The organism is Photobacterium proteolyticum (assembly GCF_001939735.1).
Lineage (GTDB): Bacteria > Pseudomonadota > Gammaproteobacteria > Enterobacterales > Vibrionaceae > Photobacterium > Photobacterium proteolyticum.
The window spans coordinates 1-14895 of record NZ_MJIL01000071.1 but is presented as its reverse complement, the minus strand read 5'-3'; the positions used below and the strand labels follow the sequence as shown (position 1 = coordinate 14895).

Annotated in this window: 10 protein-coding genes; 8 read left to right on the top strand and 2 right to left on the bottom strand. The window is 48.2% G+C overall.

The genetic code is table 11. The features are described 5' to 3' along the window. Window positions 1–108 precede the first annotated feature (108 nt). A complete protein-coding gene (locus BIT28_RS12780; RefSeq protein ID WP_075764257.1) occupies window positions 109–1128 on the top strand; it encodes a LacI family DNA-binding transcriptional regulator in 1020 nt (339 codons plus the stop codon). Between the two features lie 15 nt (window positions 1129–1143). Here BIT28_RS12780 and BIT28_RS12775 read toward each other — a convergent pair whose 3' ends face one another. Further along, window positions 1144–3267 carry a methyl-accepting chemotaxis protein gene (locus tag BIT28_RS12775; protein ID WP_075764255.1) on the bottom strand — a complete coding sequence of 708 codons (2124 nt, stop codon included), beginning with the start codon at window positions 3265–3267 and terminating at the stop codon, window positions 1144–1146. Window positions 3268–3794: 527 nt separating this feature from the next. Between BIT28_RS12775 and BIT28_RS12770 the strand changes: the two genes are divergently transcribed. After that, window positions 3795–5183, top strand: coding sequence for a carbohydrate porin (locus BIT28_RS12770; RefSeq protein WP_075764305.1), 1389 nt, complete (start codon window positions 3795–3797; stop codon window positions 5181–5183). Between the two features lie 191 nt (window positions 5184–5374). Here the strand turns inward: BIT28_RS12770 and BIT28_RS12765 are convergent, their stop codons facing one another. Further along, the gene (locus tag BIT28_RS12765) at window positions 5375–6097 is read right to left on the bottom strand and encodes a YebC/PmpR family DNA-binding transcriptional regulator (RefSeq protein WP_075764253.1); all 723 of its coding nucleotides are present in this window, start codon (window positions 6095–6097) and stop codon (window positions 5375–5377) included. Window positions 6098–6403: 306 nt separating this feature from the next. Here BIT28_RS12765 and BIT28_RS12760 point away from each other — a divergent pair, with 306 nt between their 5' ends. The 6 genes from BIT28_RS12760 to BIT28_RS12735 form a co-directional block, all read left to right on the top strand. Continuing rightward, complete coding sequence (locus tag BIT28_RS12760) at window positions 6404–8044, top strand: aspartyl/asparaginyl beta-hydroxylase domain-containing protein (protein WP_075764251.1); 1641 nt, start codon at window positions 6404–6406, stop codon at window positions 8042–8044. Beyond that, the gene (locus BIT28_RS12755; protein WP_075764249.1) at window positions 8044–8787 is read left to right on the top strand and encodes an NHL repeat-containing protein; all 744 of its coding nucleotides are present in this window, start codon (window positions 8044–8046) and stop codon (window positions 8785–8787) included. The genes BIT28_RS12760 and BIT28_RS12755 overlap by 1 nt, the downstream gene beginning before the upstream one ends. Window positions 8788–8807: 20 nt before the next feature. Beyond that, window positions 8808–10049, top strand: coding sequence for an SAM-dependent methyltransferase (locus tag BIT28_RS12750; RefSeq protein WP_075764247.1), 1242 nt, complete (start codon window positions 8808–8810; stop codon window positions 10047–10049). 7 nt (window positions 10050–10056) lie between these two features. Next, window positions 10057–10983 carry a methionyl-tRNA formyltransferase gene (locus tag BIT28_RS12745; protein WP_075764245.1) on the top strand — a complete coding sequence of 309 codons (927 nt, stop codon included), beginning with the start codon at window positions 10057–10059 and terminating at the stop codon, window positions 10981–10983. Between the two features lie 15 nt (window positions 10984–10998). Continuing rightward, on the top strand, window positions 10999–11646 hold the full coding sequence (locus tag BIT28_RS12740; protein WP_075764243.1) for a phage tail protein: 648 nt from the start codon (window positions 10999–11001) through the stop codon (window positions 11644–11646). Window positions 11647–11986: 340 nt separating this feature from the next. Further along, window positions 11987–14895, top strand: a 2909-nt coding sequence (locus BIT28_RS12735) for a beta strand repeat-containing protein (protein WP_245823687.1), incomplete at its 3' end; no start/stop codon positions are given.

Genomic DNA, 14895 nt, shown 5'->3' with positions numbered 1-14895 from the left:
CCCTGCCTAATTTCTTTTGATCCAAAGCCAGTTTTAATTCGTTTTGCTTTCCATTCGCGTTAATAGGCCAGATAATAGGTTGATGGTAGCAGCTAAAACGGTTTAGTCGTGGAAGAAAGAAAACGTATAACAATTGCCGACATTGCCAAATTGGCGGGTGTCTCTAAAACAACAGCAAGTATGGTTCTCAATGGTCGAGCATCGACGTTCAGGATCAAAGAAGAAACCCGTGAACGGGTGATGGCTGTCGCAAGAGAAAACCACTATTCGCCGAATCTGCATGCAAAGTCATTGCAGGCCAACCGCTCTGATGCAATTGGTTTGGTTATTCCCGACTTGACGAACTTTGGTTTTGCCTCGATTGCTCGTGAATTGGAAAAGCTTTGTCGCCAGGCAGGGCTGCAATTGTTGATTGCCTGCTCGGAAGATGATCCGGACGTTGAGCGTCAGGTCGTCGATGGCCTGGTCCGTCGTCAGATTGATGGCTTGATCGTAGCTTCTAGCCAAACATCTGATGAGTTCTACCAGACTCTGACCAAGCAGATCCCGGTTTTGCTGCTCGACAGGCATATTGGCCAGTCAGCATTGCCTCTGGTGTTGACGGATGCAGCCAAAGTGACGGCCGATCTAATTGAGAAAATCGCGGTTTCCCCTGTCTCCGAGTTTTATTATTTCGGCGGTCAGTTAGAACTGTCTCCAAGTCGTCACCGTTTGGCGGGTTTCGAGCTGGGCCTGAAGCGGGCTGGCATCGAAGAAAACCCCGAGTGGATCCGTCACCGTGACTATCAGCCGGAATCGGGTTATGAAATGATGCAACAACTGCATCAGGAGCTTGGGCGCTTGCCAGAAGCCTTGTTTACTGCCTCGTACACCTTGCTTGAAGGGGTGTTACGTTACCTGAAAGAGCACAACTGTTTGGAGGCGCTGGAAAGCAAAGAAATGCGGCTGGCAACCTTTGATAACCATGATCTGCTGGATTGTCTGCCGCTTAATATTGATTCCGTTGCCCAGGACAGCGAAAAGATAGCCCAGACCAGCTTTCAGCTGATCCGGCTATTGTTGTCGAGTCAACGCGTAACGCCAACCTCTTTTGCACTTGATGCCAATATCTGCTGGCGTAGCCAATAGGTACCCGCGCGATTTTTAGGCTGCTTTTGAGACCTCAAAGCGGTCGACCAACTGGTTGAGTCGGCTGATTGCATTTTTGAGCAGCGTTGTTCTACGGGCTAGCTGCTGTGATGAAATCTCCAGCGATTGTGTGGTGGTCTGAGCCCTTTTAGCGGTGTTGGCGTGTTCTTCACTTGAACTGGCGATGTGACTGATATTATCGAACATAGTGTCGACTGCTTGCTGAAGCTTCTGGCTTCGTTGTCCGTCATCCAGACGGAAAGTATTCTGCTCGACATTCTTGACTCCTTGCTCCATGAAGTTGACAGCTGTTTCCGACTCCTGCCGTAACTTGGTCATAATGCTGCCGATGTGATTGGCTGCCTGTGATGTCTTGGTAGCCAGGTTGCGTACCTCATCAGCCACCACTGAAAAACCTCTGCCATGCTCGCCGGCGCGGGCAGCTTCGATAGCCGCGTTAAGGGCCAGCAAGTTGGTCTGATCGGTGATTTCCGAAATCAGTTTGACGATGTCGTCAATCTCTTGCATCTGGTTGTTTACATCATTGACACTGCGTGCCGAGGCCTCGACAATCTCCTTGATTTTATTGGTATTGCTGACAGCTTGCTGGTATTCCTTCTGGGCGTTATCAACTGTACTGTGCATCTCATGCTGCATGGTATTGGCTGCGACGGTTGCATTGGAAATCTCCTGCTGCTGGCTGTCGGCAAGAGACAGCATCGCATCGATTGAGTTGGCTGTCGCAATGGTGGATTGATCAACCAGATCACAGCGTCTGAGCATGGATTCGCTGACCTGTTTCACCTCGCTGGATGCATGGATCATCTCGCTCATAATGCCGTCGAGATTGTCGATGAAACTGTTGATCCAGCGCCCCATATCTCCAGACTCGTCAGGCTTGAACTGAACGGTATCCAAGCGTTGCTTGAGGTTGCCATTACCCTCAGCGATGGTCTGGATAACATCCGACATCTGCTGTAGCTGCCGGGCGATGGGTTTGGCTGCCAGGAAGGTAAAACTCAGTGTACTGAGAATGATCGTAAGCAGGGTGACCAGCCCCTGCTGATAGATCGGCAGTGATAACCAATGGGTCAGCAGCAGTGGTGTGAGGAGGGAGAAAATCAGTGCCAGGGTGTATTGCTTGCTCAGGGTAAAGCTAAGCGAGCGGTGACGGTAGACTTCTTCCAGATCGGCTTCGCACATCATTCCCCAACGATCAGGCGATCCTTTGAGCTGGAAGGTCACGCCTTTGCCGATCACCGGAATGTGCCGGTAATCGGAGTAGCCCGGATAATCGATATAAAGGTTGGAGCCGTTGGCGATGGTTTCCCGCACGCCGGGATGCAGTTCGTTGGTCGCCGGATCGGTAAACCGGATCTCAAACTCGGTATGCTGGCGTATCTTGACCATCCCCCAGTTGGTGTTCACGCCGGACTTTAGGTTCTCGCCATGAGAAAAAGTATTGTCTTCGAAACGGGATCGGGAGAGGGCGGTACCCGGCAGGATCGTGGGATCGAGACGAGAGTCGACCATAAAAATGTAGTTATCGCCGGACTCATTATAGATATGGCCGGCTTCACGCTGGATCAAATCCCCCATGACATCGTTGGGTACGCGGCCGCAGAGGCAACCGATAATCTGGTTGTCGACACTGAGGGGCTGGTAGAACATCAACGTGACTTCATCATGAAATGCTGAGCTCGAGGGGCCGATTTGTAAGGTTGCTTTGTCGACATAGGGCCCGTGAAGGAACGGCGCTTTCAGTCCCTGTTCGAGTATCGTTTTATTTTCGTGCCGGGTACCGATATGTCTTTCATAGCTTGAGAAACTCACGCTACCGGCTGTCTGAACAATGAAAAGCTCTGAGAAATCACCGTTACGTTCCAGTAAGTGCTTTAGTACGCTGTTTTTCTCGTCGTCAGGTTTGGTAGCAACATACAGGGCGGCATTTTGCAGGAAGTCCCATTGGCTATTTACCCATGACTGGAGTATGTGAACGCGGTTGTTCGCAATACTTTCAAACGTTTGCTCAAGTGTCGAACTACGGGAACGGTTAAGCCAGCAGGCCTTTCGCATGGCTAGTTTTCCCGTCGATCCCCAGAACGGCAACCAGCGCATTTCTTTTTCCGACAAGTTCATCTTATGTCTTCCCTAACTCAATGATATTGATACCTTTAAAGCAATCTTGGTGCCATTGTCGGAAAACGAACATAGCGCAGAGAATTGCGCTGGCAATGCAGTGTTAGCAGGATAATTGGTGCAATAAAGTGCCAGTTTTTGTGTTGATATTTCGGGGGCTCCTTAAGACAAGTGCTCAGCACACAATGTGGTTGCACCATTTGAGAGCGGGTGCACTATCAGTTGCACTATTTTGTGGCTTGTTCTCCTCAACTCTCAGCTCCAAAAAAAACAACTCAACGCGTCTAATAGCCGATCTGACAAATTTTCAGCATAACCGGAGTTTATGCGTGATTTATGCGCAATTCATATGCTGAATCATATTCCTTTCCTGCATATATCTAGATCACATAATGCGCAATTTTGACACTACGATCACAAAGCTAAACGGTTTTAGCAGGTTTTGCTCGATCAACTAAACCGGTTTAGCAATAATCAGCTCCGTTGTTTAGTGGTTTACAAATTAATGGATAGATGGAATTAGAATGATGAAAAAAAGCCTCTTATCACTTGCAGTGTCTTTTGCCGTAACTTGCTCTGGTGCCGCTTTGGCTCAAGGCGATACAGCGAGCTTAGAGCAAAGGATTGCTGATTTAGAGAAGCGTCTGGAAAAGACCGAGCAGGTGGCAGTTGATGCTGAGAAACAGGCGTCTGCGTTTGAATTTCACGGCTATGCTCGCTCAGGTTTGCTAATTAATGACGACCTGAACGGCGCATCAGGCACAGGCCCGTATATGACAGCGGCAGGTGCGCTGGGCGGAGCGGTTGGTCGTCTGGGTATTGAAGATGACAACTATGTAGAAGTCATCCTTGATCATAATATCAGTCAGGATGACGGTTCATGGTCAAAATACCGCGTGATGATAGCGGACAGCACCGAAACCAACAACGAGTGGACAGCTGATGATTCTAAGCTGAACGTTCGCCAGATTTTTGCCGAGCTAGGAGGCCTGGACTCGTTTGATGGTGCGCTGGCTTATGCATCCATTTGGGCTGGTAAACGTTTTGACCGCGATAACTTCGATATTCACTTCATGGATACAGACATTGTCTTCTTGTCTGGTACCGGTGCGGGTATTTATGATGTTCAGTTTAGCGAAGACTGGCAGAGCAACTTCTCTATTTATGGTCGTGACTTCGGCACCATTGATAGCTCAAGCCTGGAAGTTGAAAACTACATTGTTACGATGAACAATTACATCGGCCAGTGGCAGTTAATGCTTAACGCAATGACAGCGGCTGATAACGAAGACAGAGATCAAACTGCATCATCACCGACCAAACGTGCCGAAAACGGTTACCACGCTTTACTCGCCTATCATGGCAACAACTTCTACGGCGGCGGTGAAGGCTTCTCCAAAACGGGTATTCTTGTCGGTCAGGGCCTGGGTGCTGAGCTGAAGGGTATTGGTTCAAACGGCAACCTGAACGAAGATGCTCAGGCTGTGCGTTTGTTCAGTTACGGTGTAACCCGTTTTGCCGATAACTGGCGTATTGCGCCTGCTTTCCTGGGTGAATTTAGCAAAGATCGTGTTAAAGACGGCGATGAGTTCCTATGGGCGACGGCGAACGTTCGTCTGGCTCAAGAGCTAACCAAAAACTTCGAGATGGTGTACGAAGGTTCTTACCAGTACATGGATTTAGACAACGGTACCGAGCAGGCTGACGGTAGCTTCTACAAGGCGACTATTGCACCAACCTTCAAGCTAGATACGTCTGGTGGTTTCTTCCAGCGTCCGGAAATCCGTTTTGCAGCATCATATGTTGATTGGAGCGAAGATCTGAACAACTACTCAGTGAGCCTGGACAATGATGCAAGCACTATGGGTGAAGGTGGTGAAATGATCTTTGCCCTACAGATGGAAACTTGGTTCTAGTCGGATGCAATAAATCGCATTCATGAATCTTTTGGAGCAGCCTTTTAAACTTGTGATTTTTTAGAGTAATCTTCAGTTTTGCGGTGGCCTTGTGCCGCCGCTTTTTTTTGTGCGAACGAATGGAACAAGGCTAGAAAGCAAAAAAGCCGAGCAGTGCTCGGCTTTTGGCTATTCATCAGACTAAATATTAATTAGTCAGCGATTTCAGCGTTGTGGTAAACGTTCTGAACGTCGTCACAGTCGTTTAGCGCATCAAGGAATTTCTCAAATGATGCTACATCATCGCCAGAAATCTCAGCCATTGTCTGAGGGACAAAAGAGATTTCTTCAACATCCAGCGTTACATCTGGCATTGTTGCCGTTAGCGCATTCTTGACCTTGAAGAACTCAGTGTGCGGTGCATAAACCGTGATGATACCGTCTTCGCACTCGATGTCGCTAACGTCAACATCTTCCATCATCAGGTTTTCAAGAACGGCTTCTTCGTCGTCACCATTGAACTGGAATACGGCCTGGTGCTCGAACATGTGAGCAACGGTACCTGGGCCACCAATCTTGGCGTGGTTCTTAACGAATGCCTGACGAACATCCATGAAAGTACGGTTGTTGTTGTCAGTTAGGCAGTCAACGATAACCATGCAGTTACCCGGGCCGAAACCTTCGTAGCGCGCAGTCGCAAAATCTTCACCACCGCCACCTTTGGCCTTATCGATCGCTTTTTCGATAACGTGAGATGGTACTTGGTCTTTTTTAGCTTTTTCAATCAAACGGCGTAGTGCAAGGTTGCTTTCTGGATCAGGACTACCGTTCTTAGCACAGACGTAGATCTCTTTACCGTATTTTGAGTAAACCTTGATCTTGGCGCCTTGCGTTTTTGCCATCGACAATTTGCGTACTTCGAACTTTCTTCCCATGAGGAATAACTCTCTATGTTGATATTTGGGACTTTTGTTGAGGGCGGATTTTACCAGTTAGTGAGGGGGAAAGGCTAGGGGTTTAAGCGGACTAGGCTGGCTTAGGGCTTGCTAGATGCTCGGAGTGAGGACGAAAAAAGCCGATAGCTTGTTGATAAATTCATCACAATACATTCAGAGCATCGATAAAAGTGTGAACAACATTGCATATGTTGAACTTTGCATCTCGATTGATTCCTATATATTTTGCGCCAGTATGAACTTTGATTACCATTGTGTATGTGTTTATTTGTATCTTGGTGTCAAATGTTAGACATTGGTTTCCGTCGTCTGCCGCTAGACTTTCCTGTCTCTCCAACCCTGCTGGCTTCTATTGAAGCGCTGTCGGATAGTGAGTGGTTAGCCCATGTTAACCGTGCTTGCTATGACGGCGAATGGGATGTGTTCCCATTGCGCGGTCTTGCCAAGTATCAGGACCAATCACCGATCTTGCAGGCATTTGCGCTGGAAGAGTCAGAATCTGAGGCGGATTTTGATAATTATGCCTCGTTACAGAGCTGCCCGGAACTTACCGCTTTTCTCGCTCAGCTAAGTTGCCCCATTCTTTCTGTTCGCTTAATGCGCTTGAGCCCAGGAGCAACAATTGCACCGCACCGGGATCACGGCTTGTGTTTCTCGAAAGGTCAGGCCCGGCTTCATCTCTGCCTGCAAACCGATCCCGATGTTGAGTTTATCATCGAGGGCGAGTCGGCCCATATGAGCGAGGGCGAGTTGTGGTACCTCAATGCTGATATGGAACATGCGGTATATCACCGGGGAAGCAAAGACCGTATCCATGTGGTGATTGACTGTATTGCCAACGACTGGCTGCGAAATATGCTTGGCCTGCCGGAGCATCGTGAGCTGGCAGATTATTCAGTCCCAGAGCGACAAGCCTGGTTAACTAAGTTGGCTGAGCAGATTGTGTCCTGTCCGCACGAAGAACGTTATGGATTACGTCAGCCGGTAAGGGAACTGGCAACCAGCCTAGCCAATTTGAGCGCTTTGGACTTGCACCCCGATATTTTCCTGGACACCGAATTTACCATGACACCCTATGGGAAGGCGGTATCAATGACAACGGCGGCGCAGTGTGCGGAAGAAGTGTTGCGCACCGCGGTGTTTGTACGCGGTATCTATCAGGCCATTAGCGAAAGATTACACCCTGAACAACCCGTTTCTGTGTTATATGCCGGAACCGGTCCTTTTGCGACTTTATTACTGCCGCTGATGGGGATGTTTTCAGCAGAGCAGCTTCAGGTAACCATGCTCGATATTCACGCCGAGTCCTTGGAGAAGCTCCAAGCTTTAGTCGATGCGTTTGGCTTGGGAGATCGCGTGGCAGTTTATACCTGTGCCGATGCAACCCGTTGGCAGCCTGAAGTCCAGTTTGATTTGGTTGTTTCGGAAACCATGAAGGCAGCGCTGGCGACAGAGCCGCAGGTCAGTATTTTCTCGCACTTGGTATCATCCCTTAAACCGACAGGATCATTGATTCCGCAGGCTGTTGAGCTGTCTGCGTATGGGCTAGATCTCAACGGAGAACGCATACCGTTAGCGGCGAAAGGGCGGCTGGATCGTGCAACGGCGTCTGATTTCGCTAGCGGTAATCAACAGGCATTGAACATGAGTGCAGCTCTACCCGAGCAGAGTAGTATTCAGGCCATCGAGATTTGCACCGAGATTAAGGTTTATGGGCATCACAGTTTAGCCGGCTATGACTGTAGCCTTAACCTTCCTTTCGTGATCCCTTTTTCATCGTCGACGCAGCAATTCATTAGCGGTTCTGAGACGTCGAAGGCCAGAGGTGTTGTGCAGCTGGGTTATTCGACAGGTTCAGAGCCGGGCTACACCTTATCGTTTACACCATTAACCACTGATACGACAGCAATCGAGGGTCAAGAATAATGCGAAAAGGATCACCTGCAGAATTAGATCAGCAACGTCGTCAGATTATCGGTACGGGCTTTGCTGCTTTGGGCGTGGCCAGTGTCGCGGGATTATCAGCACCGGTATTTGCCAATAATCAATTATCAACAGACGGTGCCGCTCAAGATAATTGCAGTCGCTTGACCGAGCAGCAAGTTGCTGCATTGGGAATCAACGTGCCAACTTTTGCCGTTGAAGCGCCACAAGGTGAGACGCTGACATTGACACGCCAGCTTCGAATGGCGCGTCGATATCAGGATCTCTTATATCTTTCATACCAGAACGAGTCTTCAATACACGTTTATGATTCGGCCTCTTTGCAGTCTCGATTCGAAATCCCATTTAGTGACCAATTAGGCATATTAAAAGACTTTGCCGTGAGCGAAAGCGGCGATGTATTTGCGCTGTTTACCGGCCAGCACGCTATTACTCACTTAAGCTCAAACGGGGCTTTCGTCCAGGCTATTGGTGAGTTTGGTATTGATAAACCGCAGCAGCTAAACGGGCCAGGTTCACTCACGATAGATTCTCTGGGCAATATTCATGTCTGGGATTCGGGGGCACGACAAATCAAAGTATTCACACCCGACAACCAATTTGTACGCCAGTACGGGCGGGCACGATTAAACCCGGTACAGATGGTGAAAAGTATTGATGGTCGGGATCCTATCGTGGTGGTTGGTGGTAATAGTGGAGACCAAGTCTGGTCATTTCAGGTTTAGTGATAAGTAAGTGAATTAGAATGATAAGACAAAAACAGCAGCAACAAGCTCAGCAGCTCGGTTTTGCTGAACCTGTAGTGGATGATTTATTGAAACACTCGCTGAGAGAACAGCTAGAGTCTTTGACTAAAGCTAAGTTGTCTGATTGGGAGCGACGAGACTTATTGCAGAAGAGTTTTACCAAAGCGATTGAAGCTGTTTTGCTAGAAGAAAAAGTAGAACATCAAACATTAACCAAGTTGTTTACGGACATGTACGACTGTGCCGTTTTGTCTATGGCGCAGGCTGAGCTTAGCCAGGAACTATTAACTTATCAGTTCGTGAGCGAATCGGGGTTAATTATGTCCCCGTTAAATTGCCGTACCACGATTAAAGATATCTACCGTATAAGTGGGTTTGCCCGCGGTGTTGATAAAGCAGTTAAAGGGCAGTTAAAACATAAAAAACAAATTCATATTTTATATCCTGCTTGTGGGCCATTCGCTCCGTTATTGTTGCCGTTGTTGCAGTTTTATAAAGAACAGGGAAATATTACGAGCGAGCAACTAAAAGTGACTTTAGTTGATATTCAGCCAGGAGCAATAATAGCCCTTCGCCAGCTTGTCGCAGATCTTTCTATCAGTGATTATATTGAGGAGATTGTTGAGCAGGATGCAACTAAGTATATCCCTCAACATGATATCGATCTGCTGGTGCTGGAGGCTATGCAGCATGGTTTTACAAAAGAAGGGCAACTAAGTATTGCAAAGCATTTGATCCAGTTTCTCTCCATTGATGGCTGGCTAATTCCGAAAGAAATATCGGTGCGTGGAATGTTAATTCATGGCGAAACTGAGTTTAATCAACAATGGAAAACGACGGAATATACTCACTCTGATAATCTGTCAGAGCAAGCCCAAGCTGATCGGATCGAATTAGGCGAGATTTTTAAAATTACTAAATCCAGTCTGCTGGGCATGGCTGAGATTGAGCTACAAAGTGGTGTGAAAGTCGTCAAGGCAAATAAGATAGCGCTTCCTACCGGTGTTGCGGATATGAAAGATCGGATCCTGGCGATTTACGCTCATATTGAGACATATGCTGGTGAATCTGTCGGTCAGTATGATTCCGGAATTACTCATCCTTGTCCGGATATGACCTTTTATGTGGATATGCAGCCCAGAGCCATGAATCCTCATGATTTTGTGGTAAGCAGTGGTGAAAAGGTGCAGTTTTATTATCAACTTACAGGCCTTCCTGGCTTCATCGCAACAAAAGGATAATCGAAGCATGACAGGGAAATTCGCATTTTTCACCGGTAGTAGCTTTTCGCTACCGGCCATCCAGTATTTACAGACACAGGGGCGCTTGGCGTGTGTTGTGTTGTTTGATGCAGAACCAAATCCAGATCTATTACAACTGACTCAGGTTTTAAAACAGCTGGATATAAAAGTACTCAAGTATTCGACAACGAATGCCGTTCCCTTAATTGCAGAGCTGGATGCGTTATCGGCAAGTTATGGCATGGTGTATTTATTTCGCCACATACTTAGTGAAGAACTGCTCAATTACTTTCATCATGATATTTATAATATCCATCCCAGTGATTTACCTAAGTATAAAGGACCAATGCCTTTATATTGGCAGGTTAGGCATGGCCTATCCAGTATCCAACTGACGGTACATAAGGTAACCACAGAAATTGATTCAGGGGAGGTTGGTGTACAACTCGATATGCCGATTCACCCTTTTGAAAATCTGATGTGCGTTTATCAAAAGAGTGCCCAGTTTATTCCGCAATTGTTACACCAATTTATTGAGCAATTGGACAACCAAACAATTGAATGGCGGCCACAGGAAAGTGGCGAGTATCCATCTGCGCCTTTTCCTCAACCGGAAGAGCTTGTCGTGAACTGGGAGCAACACACTGCAACAGAGATCGTAAATATGGCTCGAGCCGGGAGTGGGGATTTCGCAAGTGTACGGATCCGTTTTAACGCTAATGAAATTCAGCTTATACAAGCAAGCAAGCAGAAACTGAATCTGGCAGGTATAGCGCCGGGTACGGTGATTGAAGTGGGATTGAATTCAGGCTTGGTGGTAGCGACTAAAGAGAGTGCTGCCAAGCTGGATATTGTTGCGACGCCACAAGGTGTTTTTGATGGGTACCGCTTTGCCCAAATGGTTGGGTTGCAAGCGGGTGTTCTATTATCTTGAGCCAAAGGAATGAAAATGAGTACAGAAGCCTTTTTAGGAGAAGTTGAGCTATATGGATTTAACTTTGCCCCACGTGGTTTTGTTTTGTGTTACGGCCAGAATGAAAGTATCCAATCATACACCGCATTGTTTTCTTTGTTAGGTACATTTCATGGAGGAGATGGAAGAGCTACATTTGGCATACCTGACTTACGTGGTCGGGTTGCGGTAGGTCAAGGCACTGGACCAGGTTTAGAACCCAGGTATCTGGGTTATTTTTATGGTTCTGAGACTCAAGCATTGTATATTGAGAATCTTCCTATGCACAGTCATCCTGCGGTGGCAACCTCCCAGGGTAGTCCTGGAGCAGTTCTGGCAGGACAAGCTAAGGTTAATGCCTTTAATGGAACAGGGGACACCAATGATGCGGAAAATGCCTACTGGGCAACCGGTGGCACTCCGAGTGGTTTTGATGTGACCCCGATACAAAAAGCCTATTCAAAAGCAAAAAATACAACGATGGCAAGTGATTCCGTTACGGTTACTGTTGACGCAAGTAACATTCCTGCGCCAAATGTGTCCATTGGTGCTACGGGATCAGGTCTTTCTTTCCCGATTAACCCGCCGAGTAAGGTTATGAACTATGCCATCAGTATTGATGGGATTTATCCGAGCCGTAATTAAGTTAGCTGTATTTTCCAGGGGGACTCCCACCCCTGGTACCCCAATTGAGGGTTTAAATACTCAGTGGCCTCTGACTGTGATTACAAGGTTTGTTTGAGCGCTGAGGGAATATAGGTGTAATGAGCTGTAATACCATAATTAGCGTATCAGTTGTTACCCTAAATCCGGGTTTCTTGTAAATAAGGGTCCAGCTACTCGTTATTTCAGAAAGTATACATCCACTCGTTAAATTGAGTTGAGAATTTGAGTCAATTGAAAGATATCGGTTATTGTACTTCCTTTGTAGGTTGTGAGTTTGATAGTGAAATTAAGATAAAACAGAAACTGTTGGAGCAGGGAAGTGAGATTAAATAAAATTACACAGGCAATGGTTGCAGTTGGATTGACCGTAGTGGCTTTAGTACCTGCCGTGGCAGTTGCAACGCCGCCGAATGATGTCACCTTTGAAAATGGTGGCCCCGCGTTATTATCTAATCCAACCACGTTTGATGGCGTCGATTACTCTCGCGCTGCCCCGGCTTTTGGAAAAATGGCCAGATATAATGACTCTATCGATGGCCGTGATCGTTTTGGGATAATTGATAGTGCAAATGCTGATAATGCGTTGTTGTATCACTTATCAGATAGTGGTAGTTTTAATGCCTCTGTGGGTGATATTGATTTCCGTTTTAAATCTAGCGGTGGTGATGAGTTTAAACTGGTTTCAATGGAGGCCGGCTCGATAACAGATTCATCCACAGTAACGAATACCATTAATCATGTAGTAACCATCACAGGTTACAAAGATGGCAACAGTATTGTTTCTGATACGATAGACTTTACCCAATCGGATAGCAGTGGTTCAGTTACTTATACTAAAAATACCAACTACAACGATGGTATACTTTCGTTTGATAACCAATGGGGCAATATTGATGAGGTACGATTTACCACGTCAGGCCAAAGTTCAAATGTGACTTTTGTCATTATCGATACTATAGACTTTGAATCTTCAGTTACATCAGATTTAACCCCACCCGTTTTTGACAGCAGTAACTCGACGCCAATTGACAACGCTACTAATGTTTCTGTCAGCAATAATATTGTTATCGACTTTGATGAAAATATCGCGCTTGGCAGCGGCAATATCACCATTCGTAATGTGACCGATAGCAGTGACTTTGAGGTGTTTGATGTTGCCACCGAGAGTGATGGCACCACCACAGCGCCTTCGGCTGGGCGTATAGGCATTACCAACGATAAAATTTATATCAATCCCACCAACAACTTAACTGGCAGTAAAAGCTATGCCATCCGCGTTGATGCCACTGCCGTTGATGACACCGCAGGCAATAGCTTTGCCGGGATCAGTGACGATGCCACCTTCAGCTTTACCACGGTGAGTACTGCGCCGGATGCGCCATCTACACCGGATTTGGATGCTGTCTCGGATACCGGTACATCAAACAGCGATAACATCACTAGCGATACAACTCTGACGTTGAGTGGGACTGCTGAAAGTGGCTCGACTGTTACTTTATATAGTGATCAAGTGGATGGGGGCGCAACTGTTATTGGTACGGGCACTGCAACCGGCGGAAACTGGCAGATCACGACCAGCACACTCGCGGCTGGTGTGACGCACGCAATCACAGCAAAAGCGGCTTCTGATAGCAACAACGTTAGCCCGGCATCCGGCGCGCTGAGTGTCACCATTGATACAATAGTGCCATCCGCCGTGACTATCACCACCCCAATAGAAACCGACGGCATCGTCAATGCCGTGGAAGATAACGATGTGCTGATCACAGGCTCTGGGGCCGAGTCAGGCAATAGTGTCACCGTGACCATCACCGATAACAACAATACCGCCACCCGCACCGTGACCGCCGATGGCTCGGGCAACTGGACCCTGAGCGGCAGCGAGCTGGATGTCAGTGGTCTGAACAATGGCACCCTGACGGTGTCAGCCACCCAGACCGATACGGCGGGCAACACTTCGGTGGCATCCACGCAAAGTATCACCCTGGACAACACAGCGCCAAGCGCCCCGAGCATCTCCACGCCGATTGAGGGTGATGGCATCGTTAATGCAGCAGAAGACAACGATGTGTTGATCGCCGGCTCTGGGGCCGAGGCTGGCAACAGTGTGACGGTGACCATTACCGACTTTAACAGCTCGGTGAGCCGTACGGTCATCGCCGACGGCTCGGGCAACTGGACGCTGAGCGGAAGTGAGCTGGATGTCAGCGGTTTTAATAACGGTACACTGACGGTGTCGGCCACCCAGACTGATATTGCTGGTAACACCTCAACTGGTGATAGCACTAATATTACTTTGGACAATATCGCACCGAGTACACCAAGCACTCCAGATCTGAGTACGGGCAGTGATTCTGGCTCCTCAAACTCGGATAACATAACTAACGACAACATTCCGACGTTCACTGGCACCGGTACAAATGGTGATACCGTTACACTATTCTCTAGTGTTGATGGCTCCGTTGGCAATACAGTGGTGAGTGGTGGTGTTTGGAGTATTACTCCTAGTTCAGCATTAACGACTGGCGTACACAATATATCAGCAATGATATCAGATACGGCAGGGAATACGTCTGTTTCGTCGACTTTGGCTGTGACTATAGACTCTGCAGCGCCGACAGGCCACAGCGTGGCCTTTGGCGATACCCTCTACAGCGACTCGGAGAAAGGCAGCGCCTCGTTCAGCTTCACCGGTGCCGAGGTGGGGGCCAGCTACAGTTATACCATCTCCAGCTCAAACGGTGGGACTGATGTGACCGGCAACGGGACCTTGACGTCAGCCACGCAAAGTATCGGCAACATTAACCTGGGCGGCCTGAATGACGGTGATCTGACACTGTCGGTGACGCTTACGGATGCCTCGGGCAATGCGGCGACAGCGGTGACGGCAGCCAGTGCGCTGGATACCGCGGTGCCGAGCGGCCACAGTGTGGCGCTGAATGACACTAGCTACAACAGCTCTGAAGCCAGCTCGGCAAGCTTCAGCTTTACCGGGGGCGAGGTGGGGGCCAGCTATAGCTATACCATCTCCAGCTCCAACGGCGGGACTGATGTGACCGGCAACGGCACCCTGACGTCAGCGACGCAAAGCATCGACAATATCAACCTGGGTAACCTGAACGACGGTACCCTGACGCTGTCGGTGACAGTGACCGACAGCGCGGGCAATGCCGCGGCGGCGGTGACGGACACGGCCACGCTGGATAAAACTAAGCCCACAGTAACCAC